Origin of the sequence: Extensimonas soli (assembly GCF_029211265.1) — a bacterium.
GTDB classification, from domain to species: domain Bacteria; phylum Pseudomonadota; class Gammaproteobacteria; order Burkholderiales; family Burkholderiaceae_C; genus Extensimonas; species Extensimonas soli.
On sequence record NZ_JARGEL010000016.1, the window covers coordinates 179831 to 201069 of the forward strand.

At 66.5% G+C, this 21239-nt stretch carries 20 protein-coding genes and 2 pseudogenes; 11 read left to right on the plus strand and 11 right to left on the minus strand.

All coding sequences use genetic code 11. The features are described 5' to 3' along the window. Positions 1 to 267 precede the first annotated feature (267 nt). Positions 268 to 1695 carry an FAD-binding oxidoreductase gene (locus PYV55_RS07985; protein ID WP_275850156.1) on the plus strand — a complete coding sequence of 476 codons (1428 nt, stop codon included), beginning with the start codon at positions 268 to 270 and terminating at the stop codon, positions 1693 to 1695. A gap of 186 nt (positions 1696 to 1881) precedes the next feature. Further along, entirely contained in the window at positions 1882 to 2490 is a 609-nt protein-coding gene (gene gstA / locus PYV55_RS07990) for a glutathione transferase GstA (protein ID WP_275850157.1), read from the plus strand. Positions 2491 to 2496: 6 nt separating this feature from the next. Here gstA and PYV55_RS07995 read toward each other — a convergent pair. The 5 genes and pseudogenes from PYV55_RS07995 to PYV55_RS08015 form a co-directional block, all read right to left on the minus strand. Further along, positions 2497 to 3210, minus strand: a pseudogene (locus tag PYV55_RS07995) (YbfB/YjiJ family MFS transporter); the annotation flags it as partial. Between the two features lie 162 nt (positions 3211 to 3372). Then, entirely contained in the window at positions 3373 to 3495 is a 123-nt protein-coding gene (locus tag PYV55_RS08000) for a hypothetical protein (protein ID WP_275850158.1), read from the minus strand. A gap of 121 nt (positions 3496 to 3616) precedes the next feature. Beyond that, positions 3617 to 4189, minus strand: a complete 573-nt coding sequence (locus tag PYV55_RS08005; RefSeq protein WP_345803591.1) for a YbfB/YjiJ family MFS transporter — start codon at positions 4187 to 4189, stop codon at positions 3617 to 3619. A gap of 134 nt (positions 4190 to 4323) precedes the next feature. Then, the gene (locus PYV55_RS08010) at positions 4324 to 4560 is read right to left on the minus strand and encodes a thioredoxin family protein (RefSeq protein WP_275850159.1); all 237 of its coding nucleotides are present in this window, start codon (positions 4558 to 4560) and stop codon (positions 4324 to 4326) included. A gap of 26 nt (positions 4561 to 4586) precedes the next feature. Next, positions 4587 to 6035: a permease gene (locus PYV55_RS08015; RefSeq protein WP_275850160.1), complete on the minus strand. Its 1449-nt coding sequence runs from the start codon at positions 6033 to 6035 to the stop codon at positions 4587 to 4589. A 190-nt stretch (positions 6036 to 6225) separates the two neighbouring features. Here PYV55_RS08015 and PYV55_RS08020 point away from each other — a divergent pair, with 190 nt between their 5' ends. After that, a complete protein-coding gene (locus tag PYV55_RS08020; protein ID WP_275850161.1) occupies positions 6226 to 7329 on the plus strand; it encodes an alkene reductase in 1104 nt (367 codons plus the stop codon). Between the two features lie 82 nt (positions 7330 to 7411). On the opposite strand, the gene PYV55_RS08025 is transcribed toward PYV55_RS08020, so the two are convergent. Beyond that, positions 7412 to 8977: a methyl-accepting chemotaxis protein gene (locus PYV55_RS08025; RefSeq protein ID WP_275850162.1), complete on the minus strand. Its 1566-nt coding sequence runs from the start codon at positions 8975 to 8977 to the stop codon at positions 7412 to 7414. A gap of 372 nt (positions 8978 to 9349) precedes the next feature. Between PYV55_RS08025 and PYV55_RS08030 the strand changes: the two genes are divergently transcribed. Further along, positions 9350 to 9646, plus strand: a complete 297-nt coding sequence (locus PYV55_RS08030; RefSeq protein ID WP_275850163.1) for a toxin-antitoxin system TumE family protein — start codon at positions 9350 to 9352, stop codon at positions 9644 to 9646. Next, entirely contained in the window at positions 9627 to 9974 is a 348-nt protein-coding gene (locus PYV55_RS08035) for an HVO_A0114 family putative DNA-binding protein (protein ID WP_144731928.1), read from the plus strand. Before PYV55_RS08030 ends, PYV55_RS08035 begins: the two co-directional genes overlap by 20 nt. A gap of 255 nt (positions 9975 to 10229) precedes the next feature. Here the strand turns inward: PYV55_RS08035 and PYV55_RS08040 are convergent, their stop codons facing one another. Beyond that, positions 10230 to 12473: a heavy metal translocating P-type ATPase gene (locus PYV55_RS08040; protein ID WP_275850164.1), complete on the minus strand. Its 2244-nt coding sequence runs from the start codon at positions 12471 to 12473 to the stop codon at positions 10230 to 10232. Positions 12474 to 12537: 64 nt separating this feature from the next. Between PYV55_RS08040 and PYV55_RS08045 the strand changes: the two genes are divergently transcribed. Continuing rightward, entirely contained in the window at positions 12538 to 12744 is a 207-nt protein-coding gene (locus PYV55_RS08045; RefSeq protein WP_275850165.1) for a heavy-metal-associated domain-containing protein, read from the plus strand. A gap of 49 nt (positions 12745 to 12793) precedes the next feature. Here PYV55_RS08045 and PYV55_RS08050 read toward each other — a convergent pair whose 3' ends face one another. Then, a complete protein-coding gene (locus PYV55_RS08050; RefSeq protein WP_275850166.1) occupies positions 12794 to 13756 on the minus strand; it encodes a DMT family transporter in 963 nt (320 codons plus the stop codon). A gap of 59 nt (positions 13757 to 13815) precedes the next feature. Between PYV55_RS08050 and PYV55_RS08055 the strand changes: the two genes are divergently transcribed. Then, complete coding sequence (locus PYV55_RS08055; protein WP_275850167.1) at positions 13816 to 14037, plus strand: hypothetical protein; 222 nt, start codon at positions 13816 to 13818, stop codon at positions 14035 to 14037. A 5-nt stretch (positions 14038 to 14042) separates the two neighbouring features. Here PYV55_RS08055 and PYV55_RS08060 read toward each other — a convergent pair whose 3' ends face one another. Next, positions 14043 to 15644: an AMP-binding protein gene (locus tag PYV55_RS08060; RefSeq protein ID WP_275850168.1), complete on the minus strand. Its 1602-nt coding sequence runs from the start codon at positions 15642 to 15644 to the stop codon at positions 14043 to 14045. A gap of 286 nt (positions 15645 to 15930) precedes the next feature. Here PYV55_RS08060 and PYV55_RS08065 point away from each other — a divergent pair, with 286 nt between their 5' ends. Next, positions 15931 to 16719 (plus strand): enoyl-CoA hydratase/isomerase family protein, encoded by a 789-nt coding sequence (locus PYV55_RS08065; protein ID WP_275850169.1) that lies wholly within the window; start codon positions 15931 to 15933, stop codon positions 16717 to 16719. Positions 16720 to 16782: 63 nt separating this feature from the next. On the opposite strand, the gene PYV55_RS08070 is transcribed toward PYV55_RS08065, so the two are convergent. Next, the gene (locus tag PYV55_RS08070; RefSeq protein WP_275850170.1) at positions 16783 to 17478 is read right to left on the minus strand and encodes a class I SAM-dependent methyltransferase; all 696 of its coding nucleotides are present in this window, start codon (positions 17476 to 17478) and stop codon (positions 16783 to 16785) included. Between the two features lie 46 nt (positions 17479 to 17524). Then, positions 17525 to 18541: a recombination-associated protein RdgC gene (locus tag PYV55_RS08075; protein ID WP_275850171.1), complete on the minus strand. Its 1017-nt coding sequence runs from the start codon at positions 18539 to 18541 to the stop codon at positions 17525 to 17527. Between the two features lie 209 nt (positions 18542 to 18750). Here PYV55_RS08075 and PYV55_RS08080 point away from each other — a divergent pair, with 209 nt between their 5' ends. The 3 genes and pseudogenes from PYV55_RS08080 to PYV55_RS08095 all read left to right on the plus strand — a co-directional run. After that, positions 18751 to 19284 (plus strand): Spy/CpxP family protein refolding chaperone, encoded by a 534-nt coding sequence (locus PYV55_RS08080; RefSeq protein WP_275850172.1) that lies wholly within the window; start codon positions 18751 to 18753, stop codon positions 19282 to 19284. A 1383-nt stretch (positions 19285 to 20667) separates the two neighbouring features. Further along, on the plus strand, positions 20668 to 20980 hold a 313-nt coding region (locus tag PYV55_RS08090; protein WP_472924675.1), incomplete at its 3' end, for a flagellin N-terminal helical domain-containing protein. Between the two features lies 1 nt (position 20981). Next, positions 20982 to 21239, plus strand: a pseudogene (locus tag PYV55_RS08095) (flagellin N-terminal helical domain-containing protein); the annotation flags it as partial.

The following is a 21239-nucleotide window of genomic DNA, read 5'->3' on the forward strand; positions in this document are numbered from 1 at the left end:
TTGCCATGCGGCGAGCGCCTTGCCTAACCCCGATTTGCGTAAGTCGTGCCTGAGAAAGCGGTACGGCGGCAGTCCATGGGTGCAGATGCCGCTTGCGCAACCGGGCCGCGATTTTCCCACCTTTGCATGGCGTGTGTGCAGCATGCGGTTTGGCTGTGGTTTCACGTGAAACGCACCGCGTATGCCCTGCGCAAAAACCCATCCAACACATACCGCGCCACTGGTGTAATCTGCGCGTTTGCCGTCATAACCCCGCGGAGACATGCCATGAACGCCCCGAACGCCATCGCCCACCTCTTGCCCGAAGTACGCCAGCGCCCCATACCCGCGGCCTTTCTCGACGCGCTGGCCGCGCGCTTCGGCCCCGAGCAGCTCTCCACGGCACTTGCCGTGCGCGAGCAGCACGGGCGCGACGAATCCGCCTTCGACGTCCCTCCACCCGCCGCCGTGGTCTTTGCGCAAAGCACGCAGGACGTGGCCGACACCGTGCGCCTCGCGAGCGAGTACGAGGTGCCCGTGATTCCCTACGGCGCGGGCTCCTCGCTCGAAGGGCACCTGCTGGCCGTGCAAGGCGGCATCAGCCTGGACGTGAGCCGCATGAACCAGGTGCTGTCCATCGCTGCCGACGACCTCACCGTGACGGTGCAGCCCGGCATCTCACGCAAGACGCTCAACGAAGCCATCAAGCACACGGGCCTGTTCTTCCCCATAGACCCGGGCGCCGATGCGAGCATAGGCGGCATGTGCTCCACGCGCGCGAGCGGCACCAACGCCGTGCGCTACGGCACCATGCGCGAAAACGTGCTCGCGCTGCAGGTCGTCACGGCCAGCGGCGAAGTCATACGCACGGGCACGCGCGCCAAAAAAAGCAGCGCGGGCTACGACCTCACGCGCCTGTACGTGGGCAGCGAGGGCACGCTCGGCGTGATCACCGAAGTCACGCTGCGCCTGTACCCATTGCCCGAGGCAATCTCGGCCGCGATCTGCTCGTTCCCCAGCGTGGAAGCTGCCGTGCGCACGGTGATCCAGACCATACAGCTGGGCGTGCCTATCGCGCGCGTGGAGCTGATCGACGCCCAATCCGTCGCCTGCCTGAACCGCTACAGCAAGCTCACGTTGCGTGAAGAGCCCTTGCTGCTCATGGAATTCCACGGCACGCCGGCGAGCGTCGAAGAGCAGGCGCAGACCGTGCAAGACATCGCGCGCGAATTCGGCGGGCAGGACTTCGAATGGGCCGTCACGCCTGAGGAACGCACACGCCTGTGGTCGGCACGGCACAACGCCTTGTTTGCGGCCTTGCAGTCGCGCCCCGGTGCGCGCCCGATCAACACCGACACCTGCGTGCCCATCAGCCGCCTGGCCGACTGCATCCTCGAGACCATTGCCGAGGTCGAGGCCAGCGGCATCCCCTACTTTCTGGTCGGCCACGTGGGCGACGGCAACTTCCACGTCGGCTTTCTGATCGACCCCAACGCCCCGCAGGAGCGCGTGACCGCCGAAGACCTGAACCACAAGCTCGTCGCGCGTACGCTGCGCATGGGCGGCACCTGCTCGGGCGAACATGGCGTGGGCCTGCACAAAATGGGCTTTTTGCTCGACGAGACCGGTGCCGGCGCCGTCGAGGTCATGCGCAGCATCAAGCGCGCGCTCGACCCGAAGAACATCATGAATCCGGGCAAGATTTTCAGCTTGTGAGGCCAAGGCCTGAAAAAACTATCGTAATGATAGCTGCTTGCGCTTGATATATCTTCGCAAAAAGCCAAAAACACCATAAATCATCACGCGTGTTTGCTGCGCGCGTGGGCACAACGCCTGCCAGCAAAAAATCGCCCAACCGCATAACATCGCAGTCCCTCAATCACACCACCAAGGAGTCCCTTCATGAAGCTTTACTACAGCCCCGCCGCCTGCTCGCTGAGTGCGCACATCGCACTGCAAGAGGCCGGCCTGCCCTTCACGCCCATGCTCACCAGCCTGCAAAGCCACAAACTGCAGGACGGCACTGATTTCTACACCATCAACCCGCTGGGCTACGTGCCCGTGCTCGAGCTCGACAATGGCGAACGCCTGCGTGAAGTCGGCGTCATCGTGCAATACATTGCCGACCAGGTGCCCGGCAAAAACCTCGCGCCGGCCAACGGCACCATGGCGCGTTACCGCCTGCAAGAGTGGCTGACCTTCATCTCGAGCGAGCTGCATAAGAGCTTCGGCCCGCTGTTCAAACCGGGCGTGCCCGACGAATACCGCGCGCAAGTGCGCGAGCAGCTGCAAAAGCGCCTGGCCTGGGTCAACGGCGAACTCGCGGGCAAGGACTACCTGCTCGGCGCACAGTTCAGCGTGGCCGACTGCTACCTCTTTACGGCGCTGAGCTGGACGGGCTACGTCAATCTCGACATTTCCGGCTTCGCCAACCTGCAGGCCTACCTGGCCCGCGTGGGTGCACGCCCCGCCGTGCAGGCCGCACTCAAGGCAGAAGGGCTGCTGAAGTAAGCCACTTCAGGTCGTCACTTGCCCCAGTGGCTTCTGGCGCGCCGCGAGCAGCGCGCCGAGCCACAGCGCGCAGGCCGAAAACACCAGGCCGCGCGCCAGGCCGCCGGGCCCGTCGGCAATCCAGCCGACCACCGTGGGCCCGACGATTTGCCCCATCGCAAACACGATCGTGAAGGCGCTGATGCCCAGCGCCCAACGCGCCGGCGGCAGGTTGTGCCGCACCAGCGCCGTCGTCGAAGCCACGACCGACAAAAACACCCCGCCAAACAGCAGACCCGAAGCCAGCACCACGGGCCACCACGCCGTGAGCGCCGGCAGCACCGTGGCCACGCCCAGCAACGCATTGAGCAGCGCGAGCGCCCCGCCGCCCTTGGCCCGGTCGAGCAGGCCCGCCCAGATGCGCGAGGACAGCAGCACCGCGAGCCCGAGCAAAGCGTAGAACACCGTCACCGCCGCGCCGCTCGCGCCCTGCTCGCGCAACAGCGCGACGACGAAGGTCATGTAGCCGATGTAGCCCACGCCGAACAAGGTGTAGCCCGCGAGCGCCGGCGCCAGCCGGCGCCAGCGCAGCGACGCCATGGTGGAAGTGGCTCCTGCCACCTTTTCAGATGCCGGTTCGTGCGCGCTGGCCGCCGCAGGTGCCGCCCCCAGGCCGCGCAGCACGCGCACGGGCCAGCGCAACACTGCCGTGGCGAGCGCGCACACCCCCGCGAGCGCCCACTAGTGTAGTGTTTGATGCTTGATGCGACAAATAAAACCGATGGATTTTTGGTCTGGGCAAGGCGCAAACCGCAGCGATACCGGGTGGTATCGCGAGGATTTGCAACGCGGCCCAGGCCGAAAAGACGCGGTTTTATGTCGCAGATAGCGTCGAACACTACACTAGACCCAGGCCCACGCATGCGGCCCGGGCGCGCGCGCGAGCACCGCGGGCACGAGCAAGGCCGACGCGCTGATGCCCCAGCCCGCGCCGCCGTAATAAGAGCCTATTTCAGTAGGGAACATGCCCCGCGCCATGGCCTTGCGCGATGCCTGGCTAGGCGCAGGGGGCGACGTGGAGCGGTGCTCCATGAGCCCCCTGCAACACCGCCAGGGGCGCGCAAGGCCATGGCCCTGCGGGTTGCGGTCAGGGGCGGCGTCTGCAGCGTTGCAGCGCTTGTCCAGGCATGGAGCATGGACAGCGCGCTGCGCCTTGCATCCATCCGCCCCTGACCGCAACGCGGGGCATGTTCCCTACTGAAATAGGCTCTGAAGCCCAAGCAGCAAGCCGCTGTGCCGCGCATGCAAGCTGCCCAGCCCGCGCCGCGAGCAGCCCGCCCGTCACGAACACCAGCGCACTCGCCACGCCCGCGAGCAGACGCTGCGCGAGCAAAGGCGCTGGCGCCACGAAAAACCCGCTGAGCGCCATGAACAGCGTGGCCAGCACGCTGCCGGCGAGCAGCAGCGCGCCTGGCTCCAGGCGCCGCAGCAATAGCGGCGTGGCAAGCGCGCCCAGCAAATAGCCGAGCGCATTCGCCGTGTTCATGCCCCCGGCGAGCGTGTAAGCCCAGCCGAGGTCGGCGCGCATGGGCGGCAGCATCAGCGCATAGGCAAAGCGCGTGATGCCCAGCGACACCGCCGCGCCCAGCGACAAGGCCACGGCCAGCCACAGCGCGCTGCGAAACGAAAGACGATCCGGCAAAGAGTTTTCGGTCTGCATGGGCGCCATCATGCGCAAAATCGCGCGCACCTTCAGCAGCGCAGGCGATCACCAGCGGTCAGACAGTTCCAGCGTGGCAGACCGTCAGCGTATCCTGAGCGGCGCACGGAAACCCCGCCACGCAGCGCCCACCATCAAGCGCCAAGCCATTGCTGGATTTCGGCCTTGGTGGGGATGCGCCCACTTGCCACCAGCTTTTCATCGATGACCAGGCCAGGGGTGGACAGCAGGTCGTAGGCCAGGATGTCCTTCATGTCGGTGACTTTGACGAACTCGGCGGCAACGCCCGCCGCCGCAGCGGCCTCGCGGGCGACGGCCTCCAGCTTTTTGCAGTTGGCACAGCCTGAGCCAAGAATCTTGATGGTCGGCATGGCATTCTCCAAAATCTAAACGTCGGCTAACCGACAGAAACGGCATTGTGCTGCCTGCGCTGCACGCGGTACAAAAGCAGGGCAAGCAACGCAAACAGGCCCGCAAGACCCAGCACAAGGTGCCACCAGGCCAGGCCATCCACCCAGACGCCATACATCAGCCCTGCCGCCGCACTGAACAAAGCCACGAGGCCCACGTACGCCAGCACCTTTGCGCGGCCCACCACGGCAGCCACCATCAGAATGCTTTGCAGGCTCAGCTCGGGGTCGGCCATCAGGTAGGCCAGCAAAGGCCCCCGGTGCATGCCCAGGTCCAGAAACATCCTGGCCACGGGCACCTCGACCAGCGTGGGGAAATACATGAACACCCCGAAAAGCACTGCCACCACGTTGGCCTGGACGCTGTTGCTGCCCGCAAGCGACTCGATCCACTCGGGCCGAATCACCTGCCGAACCATACCGACGATGAACACGCCCAGCACCAGCAGGCCAAAAATCTGTTTGACGAAGCGCCACGACTCCCACAGCCAGGCCTGCCGCGCATCCGCTGGCAACGCACGTGCGTAATGCAGCACGCCCCCCAGGCAAACCGCCACGGCAAAAACACGGCCGGTCAGAACGATCTCGAGCACCTCTGCGCGCGGCACCAGCCGCAGGGCCGCCACGAGCAAGGTCAGCGCCGCCAGCGCCAAGGCCACCCAGGTCCAGCGGTTGGCGCCTTCGACGATGTCCTCCAGGCCCTTCCAGGCCGTGACGGCGATGAGCAACAGCAAAACAATCAGCACCGAGCCCTGCAGGCTGACCCCCTCTTCGCCCTTCGCCGCGTCGTAAGGAACCAGCGCGAACAGCGCCTTCTGCCAGGCCTCGGCCCCAGGCAGCGGCAAGTCGAACGCGGCGACGGTGGCCGTCAAAGGCCACAGCTTGAGCGTGCCCGCAACCAGCAATGCCGCCAGTGCCAGCAGCAGGCCCATGGCAGCCTTGCCCACGCGGGCTTGTTCGGCAAACAGCGTATCGGTTTGGGCGTCATGGCGCATGTCGTCACGCCAGAACAGCAAGGCCATCAACAAGCCGATGCCCACCCCGAACAGCAGACTCAGGACGAGCCTGGCCACGGCGAACTCGGCACCGAGAATGCTGCCTGTGTACGCCAGCGCCATGATGTTCCCCGCCGGGGCAAAAAACAAAAAAGTGATGGCCGGCCCTATGCCCGCGCCCTTGCGGTAAATGCCGCCGAACAGCGGGACGATGGTGCACGAGCAGACCGCCAGCAGCGAACCCGCCGCCGCAGCCGCCGGATAGGACACGTAAGCCGGCGTATGACGGCCCAGCCAGCGCGTGATGCTGGCCTTGGGGATCAGCGCCGTCATCGCGCCCGCGATGAAGAAGGCGGGCAGCAGGCACAAGAGCACATGTGCCGCCAGATAGGCCGCCAGATTGCCCGCGCCGCTCCCCACCAGATGCAGTGCATAGTGCATGAAGTCCTCCTGCTTCGTTGCATTGTGGCGCCATGTGCGGGGGTGCGCTTGACGCGCGTCAACGGGGCTACATGGCGGCAGGGGTGACAGGCAAATAGGAGCCCGTCAGGGTGCAAACAAGGCCTGGCCGCATTAGCATCAGGCCCTGCTTCATCCCACGATCTTTCATCCCCAAAGGAGTATCTGCCCCATGCCTACCTTGTTCGACCCCGTGCACGCCGGTGATCTGCACCTGGCCAACCGCATCGCCATGGCGCCGCTCACGCGCAACCGGGCGCCCGGCGCCGTGCCCACGCCGCTCATGGCCGAGTATTACCGCCAGCGCGCGAGCGCCGGCCTGATCATCAGCGAGGCCACCGCCATCACCCCGCAGGCGCAGGGCTACGCCGACGTGCCCGGCCTCTACAGCACCGAACAGCTCGACGGCTGGCGGCGCGTGACGCAGGCTGTGCACGATGTCGGCGGCAAGATCGCGGTGCAGCTGTGGCACGTGGGCCGCGTCTCGCACGTCGAGCTGCAGCCCGACTTTCAAGCCCCCGTCGCGCCCTCGGCGATCCGCGCGCACACCAAGACCGTGCTGCTGAAAAACGGCCAGCCCGTGTTTGTGGACACCTCCGAGCCGCGCGCGCTCGACGTGAGCGAGCTGCCCGGCATCGTGCAGGACTACCGCCACGCGGCGCGCAACGCCCTCGCGAGCGGCTTCGACGCGGTCGAAATCCACGCCGCCAACGGCTACCTGCTCGAGCAATTCCTCAAAAGCAGCAGCAACCACCGCAAGGACGACTACGGCGGCAGCATCCCGAACCGCGCGCGCCTGCTGCTCGAGGTGGCGCGCGCCATCGCCGATGAAATCGGCGGCGGGCGCACGGGCATCCGCCTCTCGCCCGTCACGCCCGCGAACGACATCGACGAGCCGCATCCGCAGCCGCTGTACGAATACGTGGCCAAGCACCTGGCGCCGCTGGGCCTGGCCTACGTGCACGTGGTCGAGGGTGCCACGGGCGGCCCGCGCGAACGGCCCGAGCGCCCCTTCGACTACGCCGCCTTCAAGGCCGCCTATCGCAACGCCGGCGGCAAGGGCGCGTGGATGCTCAACAACGGCTACGACAAGGCCACGGCCGAGGCGGCAGTGGCATCGGGCGCGGCCGACCTCGTGGCCTTCGGCCGCCCCTTCATCGCCAACCCCGACCTCGTGGCACGCCTGCGCCAAAATGCCCCTTGGAACACGCCCGACCAAAGCAGCTTCTACGGCGGCGGCGCGAAAGGCTACACGGACTATCCGACGCTGGCTTGAGCCGCATCGATCGCCAAATACAAGCAAAAATGGCCTGCAGCGAAGAATAGGCAAGGACTACATGCTATCTATTTGTTAGCAATCAGCGCAGCGCCGGCACATTGCTGCCGGCGGCCAGGTGAAACTGCTGCACCACCTGCGACAGGCGTTCGGCCTGCGCGTGCAGCGACTGCGCCGCGGCAGCGGACTGCTCCACGAGCGCGGCATTCTGCTGCGTCATGTGGTCGATCTCGCCCGCCGCCTGGCTCACCTTGGCGATGCCCGCGGACTGCTCGGCGGCACCGGCCGAAATCTCGCCGATGATGTCGCGCACGCGCTGCACGCCGGCCACGATGTCCTGCATGGCGCGGCCAGCGTCTTCGACGTGGTGCACGCCGCCTTGCACTGCCGCCACGCTGCTGTCGATCAACCCCTTGATGTCGCGCGCCGCTGCCGCCGAGCGCTGCGCCAGGTTGCGCACCTCGCTCGCCACCACGGCAAAGCCGCGGCCCTGCTCGCCGGCACGCGCCGCTTCCACGGCCGCATTGAGCGCGAGGATGTTGGTCTGGAAAGCGATGGAATCGATCAGGCCGATGATGTCGCCGATCTTGCGGCTGGACGCAGCAATCTCGTGCATGCCCGCCACGGCCTGCTGCACCACCACCCCGCCCTGCGTGGCCGTGTCCGCGGCCGCCCCCACGATCTGGCGCGCCTGCTGCGATGCCGAGGCCGTGTGCTCCACCACGCCGGAGAGCTGCGCGATCGAGCCCGCCACCTCCTGCGTGTGGTTGGCCGTCTGTTCGGTGCGCGCCGACAGGTCTTCATTGCCGCTCGCGATCTCCTGACTCGCCAGGGCAATCGCGCCGCTGGTGTCACGCACCTGCGCCACCAGCGTGCCCAGCCCGCGCTGCATTTCGGCCAGGGCGCGCAGCAGGTCGGCGGCTTCGTCACGCTCCTGCGCCGTGATGGTCTGCGCCAAGTCCCCACCAGCAATCGCCTGCGCCACACGCCGCGCCTGCGCGAGCGGGCGGCAGATGGATTCCATGTTGAGCAGCGTGAGCGGCACCACCACCAGGATCGCAATCACCAGCGCCACGATGAACAACAAGCGCGTCTGGTCGGCGACCTCATGCTGCTGCTTTACTGCTGCATCTGCCTCGGTGCGCAGCAATTGCGCCATTTCCTGGAGCGACAGGTCGAGACTTTGCAATGCCGGTGAAGCACTTGCGCCCTCGGGCGGCACACCGGCCTGTGTGCCGCCGCTCTGCGCGCCACCCGCCTGCGCACGGTAGCTCTCCAGCTGCTGCTGGATGCGCTGCGCGAGCGCCTTTTTCGGGCCATCCGTAGCGTCTGCCAGCAAAGCCGCCTGCTTTTGCGCCTGCTCCAGTGCGGCGCGCCACGCGCTTTGCGCGGGCGGCGCGCTCTCGGCCGCACCGGCCATGTCTTTTTCATGCCCACGCATCGCACCCACGGCGTAGCGCAACTGTGCGAGCCGCTCCACGTCGGCATAAGACTGGGTCAGAAAGTTTTCGCTCAAGGAATAGATGCGCAGCATGCCGTACATCCCCGCTCCACCCACCAGGGCCAGCAGCAACAGCACCACACCAATGGCGCCGAGCATGCGCAGACGGATCGTGAACTGGCGCATAGTCCAAAACAAGAAATTCATGGCTTGCCTATCTCAATCTGGACTTACGCAAACAAGGATGCTGCAGAGTGTTTTGCCATGAGGCGAGCGCCTTGCCTCAGCCCGATTTGCGTAAGTCGTGTCAATGTTCAATGTCCGAAAAAAGCTGCTTGCGCACCCAGTCCGTGCAACAAGATGTTGCAGTGTGCCAGACAATCCTGCCGCTTTTGCAACCCACAGCGTCTTACTCGGGCATGCGCCATCAAGGTAGGCTGGGCTGGCAACCCGGCCTACTACTACGCTCCAGGGGACGCGCGGCTTGCGGCGCGTTCCTGCGCAGGTTCTCAGGTATCTCACCCAACGCACTTGTTGGCATCATTGACAACACCCACTTGTGTTGGCATCATCGCCAGCATGAAAGCGACCCTCGTCGCGCGAACGCGCATCGTCTACGCCCAGAATGCGTTCGCTGAACTGGTTCTGTGGAAGGTGCCCGCTCCAGTCGCCGGGTCATCACACGAGTTCAAGTACCGCCTCGCTTACGTCGTTGACGGCGTTTGCGTGGTTCGTTACGACAACGAGGTCGGCAAAGGCGATCATCGTCACTACGGTGAGAAGGAGTCCGACTACTCCTTCACCACGCCCGAGGCACTTCTCGCTGCCTTCGAGCAAGACATAGCGAGGTGGACCCATGAAAACAGTCACTCTTGATGTTCGCGCCCCCAAAGAGTCGATGGCCGACTTCGCGAGCGCCTGGCGCACTGGCAAGCCGCAGAGGTCGGCTCGGATCAGTTTTGCCTCTCCTGAACTTCTCTGGAAAGTTCTCACCGCCAAGCGCTGGGAACTGTTGAAAGCACTTTGCGGAGCCGGGCCTGTGTCCATCCGGGAAGCAGCGCGCCGCGTCGATCGAGACGTCAAGGCCGTGCACAGCGACGTGACGGCTCTCCTGCGCGCGGGCGTGCTGGACCGCGCGGAAGGGGGAGGAATCGTCTTCCCGTATGAAGCCGTCAAGGTCGAGTTCCTGCTTCAAGCTGCATAGCGCCCGTGGGCAAAGCGATGCCCAACCCTTCGCTGGCAGGACTGCCGTCAGACAAGCCAGAATGGCCATGAGGCGGTGCTGCGCGCCTAGGAGCCTGTCGATCTCCTAGTGCAGTGTTCGACGCACTCTGCGACATAAAACCGCGTCTTTTCGGCCCGGGCCGCGTTGCAAATCCTCGCGATACCACCCGGTATCGCTGCGGTTTGCGCCTTGCCAAGACCAAAAATCCATCGGTTTTATTTGTCGCATCAAGCATCAAACACCGCACTCGGGCATGCGCCAGCGTTTGAGCAACAAGGCATTCGTCATCACGCTCACCGAGCTCAGCGCCATGGCCGCGCCGGCGACCACCGGGCTCAGGTAGCCGAGCGCCGCGAGCGGGATGCCGGCCACGTTGTAGGCAAAGGCCCAGAACAGGTTTTCGCGGATCTTGCGCACCGTGCGGCGCGAGATGTCGAGCGCCGCCACCACAAGGTGCGGGTCGCCGCGCATCAGCGTGATGCCGGCTGCGTGCATGGCCACGTCGGTGCCGTTGCCCATGGCCAGGCCCACGTCGGCCGCGGCCAGTGCTGGTGCGTCGTTCACGCCGTCGCCCACCATCGCCACCACGTGCCCGCCCGCCTGCAGCGCGCGCACGTGCGCGGCCTTGTCGCCGGGCAACACTTCGGCGATGACTTCGCCCGCGTCGGGGTCGAGCCCCAGCTGGCGCGCCATGGCCTCGGCCGCACCGCGGTTGTCGCCCGACAGCATCACCGTGCGCAGCCCGCGCGCCTTGAGCGCTGCGATCGCCTCACGCGCGCCGGGCTTGGGCGCGTCGCCAAAGGCCAGCAGCGCGCAAATGACCACGCCCTGCGCGCTGCGCTCGGCCAGCGCCGAAACCGTGGCCCCTTGCTGCTGCAATGCTTGTGCGCGCTCTGCCAGCGCCCCTGGATCGGCGCCAAGTTCCTGCAACCAGCGCAGGCTGCCCAGCAAGTAACTGCGGCCCTCGACCTCGCCTTCCATGCCGCGCCCCGGCACGGCCTGCACCGCCGCTGCGGCGCCGGGCTGCACCCCACGTTCCTGCGCCGCCTGCAGCACGGCGCGCGCCAGCGGGTGCGTGCTGGCGCTTTGCAGACCAGCGGCGGCGCGCAGCAATGCCGCCGCGTCGCGGTCGGCTAGCAGCTCGAACGCCGTCAGGCGCGGCTGGCCCACGGTCAGCGTGCCGGTCTTGTCGAAGGCCACGGTATCGACTTTGTGCGCAAGCTCCAGCGCCTGCGCGTCCTTGATGAGGATGCCGTTTTTCGCCGCCACGCCCGTGCCCACCATGATGGCCGCGGGCGTGGCCAGCCCGAGCGCGCAGGGGCAGGCGATCACCAGCACCGCCACGGCATGGATCAGGCTCGCCTCCAGCCCCGCACCCGCGGCAAGCCAGGCGAGCAGCGTCAGCAGCGCAATGGCGAGCACCACGGGCACGAACACCGCCGCCACGCGATCGACCAGGCGCTGGATCGGCGCCTTGGCCGCCTGCGCGTCTTCGACCAGGCGGATGATCTGCGCGAGCACCGTCTGCGCGCCCACGGCCGTCACCTGCATCACGATGCGCCCGTCGCCGTTGATCGCGCCGCCCGTGAGCGCTTCGCCCGGCCCACGCGGCACCGGCAGCGGCTCGCCCGTGAGCATGGACTCATCGACCTGCGTCTGCCCTTCGAGCACCCGGCCATCGACGGGGATGCGCTCGCCCGGGCGCACCACCAGCCGGTCGCCCACCAGCACCTCGGCCACGGGCACGTCCGCCTCGCCGTGCGGCCCGAGCAGGTGCGCGAGCTCGGGGCGCAGCGCATGCAGCGCGCGGATCGCCGCCGTGGTCTGGCGCTTGGCGCGCGCCTCCAGCCACTTGCCCAGCAGCACCAGCGTGATCACCACCGCCGACGCCTCGAAATACAAGTGCGGCATCTGATCGGGCGGCGCCGTCAGCCACAGCCACAGCGACAGGCCCCAGGCCGCGCTCGTACCCAGCGCCACGAGCAAGTCCATGTTGCCCGTGAGTGCCTTGAGCGCGTGCCAGCCCGCCTTGTAAAACCGCGCCCCGAGCACGAACTGCACGGGCGTCGCGAGCACACACTGCAGCCAGGCCGGCAGCATCCAGTGCCGCCCCGCCAGCTCCCCAAACATGGGCAGCACGAGCGGCGCCGACAGCAGCAGCCCCAGCGCCACGGGCCCGAAGCCCGTCCAGGGCGAGGCATCCTCGGTCTGCAGCTGCGCCTCGGCGCTGCGCGGCTCGTAACCGGCATTGCGCACGGCGCGGCGCAGCAAGCCTTCGACGGCCTGCGCGTCCTGCCCCGGCGGCACGGCGTAGCGCACGCGCGCCGACTCGGTGGCCAGATTCACCGCGGCCTCCTGCACGCCCGGCACCTTGCGCAGCGCGCGCTCCACGCGTGCCACGCAGCTCGCGCAGGTCATGCCGCCTACGCCCAGGTCCAGCTCGCAAAAATCGCCCGCAGCAGGCTCAGCAATGTCCATGAAGCACCCCATAGCGTTCGCAAAGAGGGCATCATCCTATTTTTTCCGCAAGAGGACATCCGCCATGCAATACATGTTTCAAGTCCAGGGCATGACCTGCGCGCATTGCGAACGCGCCGTGACGCAGGCGCTGCAGCAGGTCGATCCACAAGCCAGCGTGCAGATAGACCGCGCGCAAGGCAAGGTCGAGGTGCAAAGCAGCGCATCGCGCGACGCCCTGGCCGCAGCCATCAGCGAAGAAGGCTACACCGTCGCGCCTGCCGTCCAGTGAACATTGCACGCGACGCCGCTGCAAAACCGCCCGCGCCTGCGCCCCAAAGTCACCGCTGCGCGCCGGCGCTTGCTTTGGCGCGCTCCGGCATGGTGGCGAGCAGCACGCCAGCCAGCGCCACGGCCAGAGCAAGCCACTGCGCACCGCCCAGCCGCTCGCCCAACACCAGCACGCCGACCAGCGTGGCGCTGATCGGCAGCAGCACGGTGAACACGCCTGCCTGCGCCGGCGGCACGCTACGCAGCCCCGTCATCCACAGCCACACCGTCCACATGCTCGCGGCCAAGGCATAAAACAGCAGCAAGGCCCAGGTGCCCACGCCCACCGCGCCGAAGTCGAAGTGCCAGGCCAGCCACAAGCCCATGGGCGTGCTCAGCACCCAGCCCCACAGGTTGATGAGTGCCGTGATGCGGCGCGGGCTTAAAGCGCCCGTGAGCTTTTTGCCGATCACCGCATAGCTGGCCTCGCACAGCACGGCGCCGATCAACAGCAGATGGCCCAGCCACGCGGAATTTTGGGTGTTTTTGCCTCCTAACAAAGACACATCAAGCGCTGGTAGCTCACTTTTGGAGAGCGAAAGCAAACCTATGCCCAGCACCGCACAGGCCACCCCCGCCCACACGCGCGGCGCCACGCGCTCGCGCAGGAACAGCCACGAAAACACCGCCACCGCCGCCGGAATCGCCGCCATGATGGCCCCGGCGGATACCGCCGAGCTGCGCTGCACGCCCGAAACCATGCACAGCGTGAACAGGAAATTGCCGAGGAACGACTCCAGAAACAACAGCCAGCGTGTCTGCCGCGTCAGCGGCGGCTCGTCGGGCGGACGCCGCAGCCAGTGCGCCATCGCCAGCGCGGCGATCCCAAAGCGCAGCCAGGCGAGCAAAGCCACCGGAAACACCATCGACAACGGCTTGGAAAACGCCACATAAGTGCCCACCAGCACCATAGCCAGCGCAAGAAAGCCATATGCCAGCGGCCGCGGCAAGGCCGCTGCAGCAAAACCCGTCATGGCGAGCCCCGCAGGGGCGCAGCAGTCCCGTCCTGTCCTTCGCGCGGTGCGCAGATGCCGTGACAGCGGCCCCAGCGATCGCTGCGATTGCCGCGGGCCTTGGAGCCTGTCGGACTTTGGGTGTCGAAAGCGAGAAGGTGCCCCAGCGAGGCCAGTTTTTGCCGGATTCGCAGCCCCATAGTGGTGCTATGGGGCAAGAAGCCGGTAAAAAATGGGCCGCTGCGGCGCATTCGCAGCCGACGATTCCAAAGTCCGACAGGCTCCTTGGGCCCTCACAATGACGCCTTCAAGCCCCCTCCTGCGCCAGCATCTGCCGCAGCTGCGCCTTGGCGACTTTTTCGAGCGTGGCGCGCGGCAGCTCGGGCACGATGCGCACCTCGTGCGGGCACTTGAAGTCCGCGAGCTGCTGGCGGCACGCGGCGAGGATGCGTTCGGCCAGGTCTGCCGGCGCATTCGGCGCCGCGATCACGAAGGCCACGGGCACCTCGTCAAGCATGGGGTGCGCGCGCCCCACCACCGCGCCCTCGGCCACGCCGGGCACGGTCTGGATCACGCGCTCGATCTCCGAGGCCGCGACGTTCTCGCCGCCCACCTTGAGCATGTCCTTGGTGCGGTCGCCGAAGCGGATCGAGCCTTCTTCGAGCAAGTCCACCCGGTCGCCCGTGCGAAACCAGCCGTCAGGGTCGAAGCTCTCGGCCGTGGCCTTGGCGTTGCCCAGGTATTCCTGAAACAGCGACAGACCACGCACGCCCTGGATCAGCAACTGCCCCGAGCCGCCCGGCCCCACGTGCCGCGCCTCGCGCACGGGCACGCTGTCGTCCTCGACGATGGCGATGCGGTATTCCGCCGCGGGGCGGCCTATGCTCATGCTCAGGCTCGGCAGGTGGCGGTCGCTCACGATGCCGTGCGTGATGGTTTCGGTCATGCCCCACCAGCCTATGGTCTGCACGCGAAAGTGCGCGTCCGTGGGCAGCGCGCAGGCTGCGGCGCCCCACAGGCGGTAGTAGTGCTCGGCCGGCACCTCATGCGCGAGCAGGGCCTGGATGCAAAACGGGATCATCGAAGTCCAGGTCACGCGCCGCGCGATCGACACGGGCCAGAAGCGGCTTGCCGAAAAGCGCGGCAGCACCACCGCCGTCGCGCCCACCCACAGGCACGCGAGCACCGAATACGCCTGCGCGTTGGTGTGGAACAGCGGCAGGTGCACCAGATGCACGTCCTCGGCGCGCAAATCCTCGTGCGCGGCGTTGATGCGCGCGCCCCACAGCGCGTTGGCATGCGTCCACAGCACGGCCTTGGGGCGCGAAGTCGTGCCCGAGGTGTATTGCACGCTGCACGGCGCGAGCGGATCGGCCGGGCGGCGCGGCGCGGGCGCGGCGTCGAGCGCGGCAAAGCTGCTCGCCGCGTCGGGCGCGCCCTGCTGCGGCGCGTGGCCGCTGTCGGTGGCCGTCACGGCCAGCCAGCGCAAGCCCTTGCACGAGGCCGCCACGCGCGCGGCAAACTTGGGCTGCGTGATGCCGCCCACGGCGCCGCAGTGCTCGGCGTAATACTGCAGCTCATCGTCCGAAGCGCGCGCATTCGTGGTCACGGCAATCGCGCCCAGCCACGCGCAGGCGTACCAGGCCAAGATGGTTTCGGGGCAGTTTTCGAGGTGGATCAGCACGCAGTCGCCCGCGCGCACGCCGCGCTGCTGCAAGCCGCCCGCGATGCGCCGCACGCGCTCGTAAAACATGCCGTAGCTGATAACCTCCGGCAGCCCCTCGAACGGCTCCCAGACGATGAACGGATGGTCGCGCCGCGCGTGCGCACGCTGCTCGAGCAGCCCGGGCACGTCCATGCCCATGAAAGGATGCGCATCGCAGCGCTGCAGCGGTGTCAGAGCGGACATAGGACAAACCCTCTTGTGAAAAACCCGTAGAAAACCCATGCTCCCTGCGCAAGCGCCCATGCGCAAGGGCGAAAACCCTGATTGCCAGTGCAGTGTTCGACGCTTGATGCGACAAATAAAACCGATGGATTTTTGGTCTGGGCAAGGCGCAAACCGCAGCGATACCGGGCGGTATCGCGAGGATTTGCAACGCGGCCCAGGCCAAAAAGACGCGGTTTGATGTCGCAGATAGCGTCGAACACTGCACTAGCGCAAAACCAAACATCCCACCGCCAAGGAATTGTCCATGACCGCAACTGCCGAATCCCCCGTGCTGATCGAACGCCAAGGCGCCGTCGTCACGCTGTGCCTGAACCGCCCCGCCGCGCTCAACGCTTTTGATTACACAATGGCCGAAGCGTTTTACCGTGCCATCAAGGACCTCAGCACCGACGCCAGCGTGCGCGCCGTGGTGCTGCGCGGCGCGGGCAAGGGCTTCGTAGCGGGCGGCGACCTGGCCACGCTGCGCGCCAACCCCGTGCAGGGCGCGTCGGACATCCTCACGCTGCTCAACGAAGTGCTGCCGTTGCTCAGCGCCATGGACGCGCCGCTGATCGCCCAGGTGCACGGCGTGGCCGCGGGCGCTGGGCTCAGCCTGATGCTGCTCGCCGACTTCATCCTCGTGGCCGAGGGCACGCGCTTTGCCCCGGCCTATATCAACCTCGGCACCTGCTGCGACATGGGCATGTCCTGGAACCTGCCGCGCATCGTGGGCGTGCAACGCGCACTCGAGATCACCATGCTCGGCGAGCCCTTCGGCACCGCCGAGGCGTTGCAAATGGGCCTGATCAACCGCGTGCTGCCCGCCGACCAGCTCGAAGCCGCCACGCAGGAGCTCGCGCAGCGCCTGGCCGCCGGCCCCACGCTCGCCTACGGCGCGCTGAAACGGCTCATGCGCCAATCCTTCGAGCGCAGCTTTGCCGCGCAGCTCGACGCCGAAAAGCAATCCTTCGTGCGCTGCATGGGCACCGAGGACTTCCGCGCCGGCGTCGAAGCCTTCTACGCGCGCCAGAAGCCGACCTTCCAGGCACGCTGATTTCCGTCACTGCGCGCCGCTGCGCTATTGCGCCGCTGCACGTCCGGGCGGCCGTGGGGGGCTTCAGCCCACTTTGCGCAGCAGGTTCACGCGCATAGGGCGCACGAAGTCGGCGCCCTGCGCCGTCAGGTGCGGCAGGAAACGCGCTCGCACCGCCGCGCGTGTGGCGGCGTCGAGGTGGCGCTCGGCAAACGTCACGTCGATCATGCGCCGCTCGAAGTCCTCGAAGTCGTCGTAGTGCACAGGCATGTCGAAAAACGTCTCACTGAGTTGCTCCCACGCGCCCGAAGCCACGGCGCGCTGCACCGCCGCCAAGGCCGCCGCGCGCACCTCGCCCTCGTCGTTGAACAGGCGCACGACCTCGTTGAGCGCGCCCGCGTACACCGGCTCGGACACGTAGAGCAGCCCCTGCGCGCGCAGCACGCGATGCACCTCGGCCAGCGCCTGGTCCATCGCGGCGAGCGGCACGTGGTGCAAGGACTTGAGCATCAGCGCCAGGTCGAAAGACTGCGCCGCAAACGGAATCGCCTGCGCCCCGGCCTGCACGAAGCGCAGGCGCTCGGCGGGGTTTTGCAGGTTCTTCGCATGCTGACGCTCATCGACCTCCAAGCCCACCACCTCGCACTGCGGATAGCGCTGCAGCAGCTTGCGCGCCAACTGCGCCGCGCCGCAGCCGAGCTCGATGGTGCGCGGGTGGCTTGGCAGATCGATGAGCTGCTGCAAAAGCGCGAGCTCGTCGGTGATCAAAGGGGTGTTCATGGGCCTGCTCCGGTGAAAAGAGGGACGGATTTTCCCTCCACCAGACTCAAAACGGCGGGCCTTCTTCCGCGGTCTCTTGCGCAACCCCTTGCCCTGTTTTGGCACCGTCTCCCCCGGCTGCCGCGCCAGCGCCTTGCCCCTCGGCCACCCCAGGCGCCGCCCCTGCCGGCCCGGCCAAGTCCGCCTCGCCATCCAGCGCCGCTACCAAATCCGGCAGCAGCCGGCCCAGTTCGCCCGTCGCCAGCGCCACGTCGGCATCGAAGCCGCCATCGTCACCCGTCTGCTCGGCCAGCGCGGTGTCGAGCAAAGTCACTTTCTTGAGCTGCAAGCCCTCGGTGAGCACGAAAGACACGCGCCCCTCCCACGCCAGCGCCAGGCGCGTAGGGCGCTTGCCTGCGGCGATGTGCGCCTGCACCTCCGCGATGTCGAGCGGATGGCGCGCATAGCGCACCACGGCCTGCGACTCGTCGGGGCTTTTGAGCTCGCATTCGCGCTCCAGCGTGAAGCCCGCGGGCGGCTCCTGCGTGGCCAGCCAATGCGCCATCGCCGTCGCGGGCGCGGTCTGCGTCTGCAGCAGGCGCAGAGACAGGCCCGGCAGCAGCTCCACGAGCAGGCTCGTCACCTCGTCGGCACGCGCCTGGCTCGCGGTGTCCAGCACCAGCCAGCCGGCTTCGGGGTCTATCCACACCCACACCGCCGCCTGGCGCGTGAACGCCATGGGCAGCAGGTCGAGCTTGGCTTCTTCCTTGAGCTCGCGCAGTTCCTTCTTGCCGGGCTTGCGGCCCGACGTGGCCTCGATCTGCGCAGCCTTTTCCTGCGCCCTGCGCGCCAGCACCGCCGCGGGCAGGAGCTTGGCCTCGCGCACCAACCGCAAAACCCATTGCCCGCCCACCGATTCGGCCAGCGCCCCGTGCGCCTCGCCACGTGGCGGCACCCAGCCCAGCGCGAGCTCCTGCGTGGCCCCGCAAGGCGCAAACGGCACCCGCGCGAGCGCCGCATCCACCGCGTCCAGCGGCAGGTTCCAGGGCGGGGCGATGCGGTAAACAATCATGTTCTTGAACACGGACGACCTTTGTAACGACAAAATGAGTATCAAATAAATAGCTGCTTACGCTCATGAATAAAGGGCTAAAGGCCAATTTGACCCTGAAACCCGCGCGCCAGCCGAGGGCGCCACTTTACACAGGCTCAACCGCGCATCACCCAAGCGACACAGATCCGGCGCACACTGCATCGCGTCACAGCAATGCTTTTGCAAGAAAGGACGACACCATGACTCACCCCAAAGCCTCCCATTTCCGCCGCTGCCTTGCGGGCGCCGCGCTGCTCGGTACCCTGGCGCTGCCCGTGTTCGCACAGCCCGCCGCAGGCCCGGCCGCCGACACGCCGCGCGCGCAAAGAATGCACGACTGGCAGGAGCGCCGCGAGCAACACTTTGCCCAGCGCAGCGCCGCACTCAAGGAAGCGCTCAAACTCACCCCCGAGCAGGAACCCGCGTGGCAAGAATTCATGACTGCCATGCAGCACGCACCGCAGCATGCGCGCCTCGACATGAACCCCGACGACTTCGCCAAGCTCAGCACCCCCGAGCGACTCGACCGCATGCGCGCCCTGCGCACCCAGCACATCGCCGAGATGGACCAGCGCGCCGAAGCCATCAAGGCCTTCTACGCCAAGCTCAGCCCGCCGCAGCAAAAAACCTTCGACGCGCAATTCATGCCGCGCCAAGGCATGATGGGCGCGCACGACAAACACCCCGGCCGCGCCGGCATGCGCGGCGGCCAAGGGCCAGCGCCAAGCCGCTGACCCTCCGCGGCAGCCGCACTGCCAGACTTTCCTCCGCTTTCCTCCGCCTTGCCCGGCCCAGCTCCATGGGTCGGGCTTTTTTTCGTCCCGTCATTGGCATCTGACCTCAATGACGGACCCCGATCCACCCTGTGCACAAAGCTGGGCACAAAAAGCGCACAAGCCCCCACTTGTCCACAGGCCGCGCCAGTCTGGCCGAATTGTTCGCTTTCGCACGCAGGTCAACAGCGTGGCGGCGCACAGCCTTTGCGGGCACCCAAGTGCGCGCCAGGCAATGGAAAAAGCCACTTATCCACGCTGTGCACGCGGCTCTACTACAACTACTAATTTGACATAGCATGTAAGAGAACAAGTAGTAAAAATTCCCCAGCAACACCTCTGTCAACGAGCCCTGCTCCTTTCGGAGTTCTTCATCGTCGCGGGCGTGGGGCAGGCTCTCGCGGGGTTTTTGTCGATCGCGTGGGTGCGCGGCCCGTGCTGTTGGGGCGCTGACCTGCTTTGCCTGCGCAGGCTTGGCCGCGGGAAGGGCGCAGGGTTACGCAGGACTGGGCACGGTTTTTTGGTGCATGGCAGGTCAGGCAAGCTGTGCTGTGCTGTGTTGTGTTGTGTTGTGCTGCCCGTCCATGGCTCCCACATCGCGGGCGCCGCGGGCTCGGGGCGCAGCACCTGTCTGTGTGCAGCCGTGCTCGCGGCCATAGTGCTTACGGGCTACACGCTCAGCAGTGCCATGGGCATAGTGCAGAGCGGCTTTCCCGTAGCGCGCGTGGTGCGGCGCGAAGGGTGCCCACCGCGCGCTGACCGAAAGCCGCACGAATCGCAACCCCACGGGATTTGGAATCTGCCCCCAACTCTGCCGATCCCCCTGTGCACAAAGCTGGGCACAAAAAACGCACAAGCCCCCACTTGTCCACAGGCCGCGCCAGGCCGTCCGAATTGTTCATGCAGGCGCGCCCATCTGCGAGACGCTCGCGCACAGCGTTTGCCCCCACGCAAGTGCGCGTCAAAAAAGGAAAAAAAGCACTTGTCCACGCCAGCGCAGGCCCTTCTACTACGACTACCAATTAGATAAATCAGATAGAAGAACAAGTAGCAGCGCATGCACCGCGCCGAAAAACCACGGCACCCCGAAAATTTCCACCCCCGGTTCCCCACAAATTTTCGTCTTGCACGGCGCGTGCTGCCTGCTGATCCACAGTCAACGCGGTGCACGCGAAAATTTTGCACAAAGCGTTACATCAGCCCTCAAGTTTTGCGCGCCCCTGGTCGAAAACCCATCCATCAAGGCCGTTGTGCCTTGTGCGAAGCGGCAGCGCAGGGTGTGGTGCCCTGGGGTGCCACCAAGGCAGCAATGCCGCACATTGGTTTTTTCAAGGAGCTATCGACATGCCATCGATCATCAATACCAACCTTCAGTCGCTCAACGCACAGCGCAACCTGAATGTTTCGCAAAATTCATTGGCCACGTCCATGCAGCGCCTGTCTTCGGGCCTGCGCATCAATAGCGCCAAGGACGACGCCGCAGGCCTGGCCATCTCGGAGCGCATGAATACGCAGGTGCGCGGCCTCAATGTTGCCGTGCGCAATGCCAATGACGGCATCTCGCTGGCGCAGACTGCCGAAGGCGCGCTGGCCAGCGTCACCAACAACCTGCAGCGCATGCGCGAGTTGTCCGTGCAATCGGCCAACGCTACCAACANGGTGTTTCGCAAAGCTCATTGGCCACGTCCATGCAGCGCCTGTCTTCGGGCCTGCGCATCAACAGCGCCAAGGACGACGCCGCAGGCCTGGCCATCTCGGAGCGCATGAGTGCGCAGGTGCGCGGCCTCAACGTCGCCGTGCGCAATGCCAACGACGGCATCTCGCTGGCGCAGACTGCCGAAGGCGCGCTGGCCAGCGTCACCAACAACCTGCAGCGCATGCGCGAGTTGTCCGTGCAATCGGCCAACGCTACCAAC

Excerpts from the sequence above, each read along its gene's own strand:
- PYV55_RS08060 (WP_275850168.1), bottom strand. The coding sequence starts at position 15,644 with ATGTCCGCTCTGACACCGCTGCAGCGCTGCGATGCGCATCCTTTCATG.
- PYV55_RS08020 (WP_275850161.1), top strand. The coding sequence starts at position 6,226 with ATGCCTACCTTGTTCGACCCCGTGCACGCCGGTGATCTGCACCTGGCC.
- PYV55_RS08035 (WP_144731928.1), top strand. The coding sequence starts at position 9,627 with ATGAAAACAGTCACTCTTGATGTTCGCGCCCCCAAAGAGTCGATGGCC.
- PYV55_RS08025 (WP_275850162.1), bottom strand. The coding sequence starts at position 8,977 with ATGAATTTCTTGTTTTGGACTATGCGCCAGTTCACGATCCGTCTGCGC.
- PYV55_RS08070 (WP_275850170.1), bottom strand. The coding sequence starts at position 17,478 with ATGAACACCCCTTTGATCACCGACGAGCTCGCGCTTTTGCAGCAGCTC.
- PYV55_RS08040 (WP_275850164.1), bottom strand. The coding sequence starts at position 12,473 with ATGGACATTGCTGAGCCTGCTGCGGGCGATTTTTGCGAGCTGGACCTG.
- PYV55_RS08050 (WP_275850166.1), bottom strand. The coding sequence starts at position 13,756 with ATGACGGGTTTTGCTGCAGCGGCCTTGCCGCGGCCGCTGGCATATGGC.
- PYV55_RS08005 (WP_345803591.1), bottom strand. The coding sequence starts at position 4,189 with ATGCAGACCGAAAACTCTTTGCCGGATCGTCTTTCGTTTCGCAGCGCG.
- gstA (WP_275850157.1), top strand. The coding sequence starts at position 1,882 with ATGAAGCTTTACTACAGCCCCGCCGCCTGCTCGCTGAGTGCGCACATC.
- PYV55_RS07985 (WP_275850156.1), top strand. The coding sequence starts at position 268 with ATGAACGCCCCGAACGCCATCGCCCACCTCTTGCCCGAAGTACGCCAG.
- PYV55_RS08065 (WP_275850169.1), top strand. The coding sequence starts at position 15,931 with ATGACCGCAACTGCCGAATCCCCCGTGCTGATCGAACGCCAAGGCGCC.
- PYV55_RS08015 (WP_275850160.1), bottom strand. The coding sequence starts at position 6,035 with ATGCACTATGCACTGCATCTGGTGGGGAGCGGCGCGGGCAATCTGGCG.
- PYV55_RS08000 (WP_275850158.1), bottom strand. The coding sequence starts at position 3,495 with ATGTTCCCTACTGAAATAGGCTCTTATTACGGCGGCGCGGGCTGGGGC.
- PYV55_RS08010 (WP_275850159.1), bottom strand. The coding sequence starts at position 4,560 with ATGCCGACCATCAAGATTCTTGGCTCAGGCTGTGCCAACTGCAAAAAG.
- PYV55_RS08030 (WP_275850163.1), top strand. The coding sequence starts at position 9,350 with ATGAAAGCGACCCTCGTCGCGCGAACGCGCATCGTCTACGCCCAGAAT.
- PYV55_RS08045 (WP_275850165.1), top strand. The coding sequence starts at position 12,538 with ATGCAATACATGTTTCAAGTCCAGGGCATGACCTGCGCGCATTGCGAA.
- PYV55_RS08080 (WP_275850172.1), top strand. The coding sequence starts at position 18,751 with ATGACTCACCCCAAAGCCTCCCATTTCCGCCGCTGCCTTGCGGGCGCC.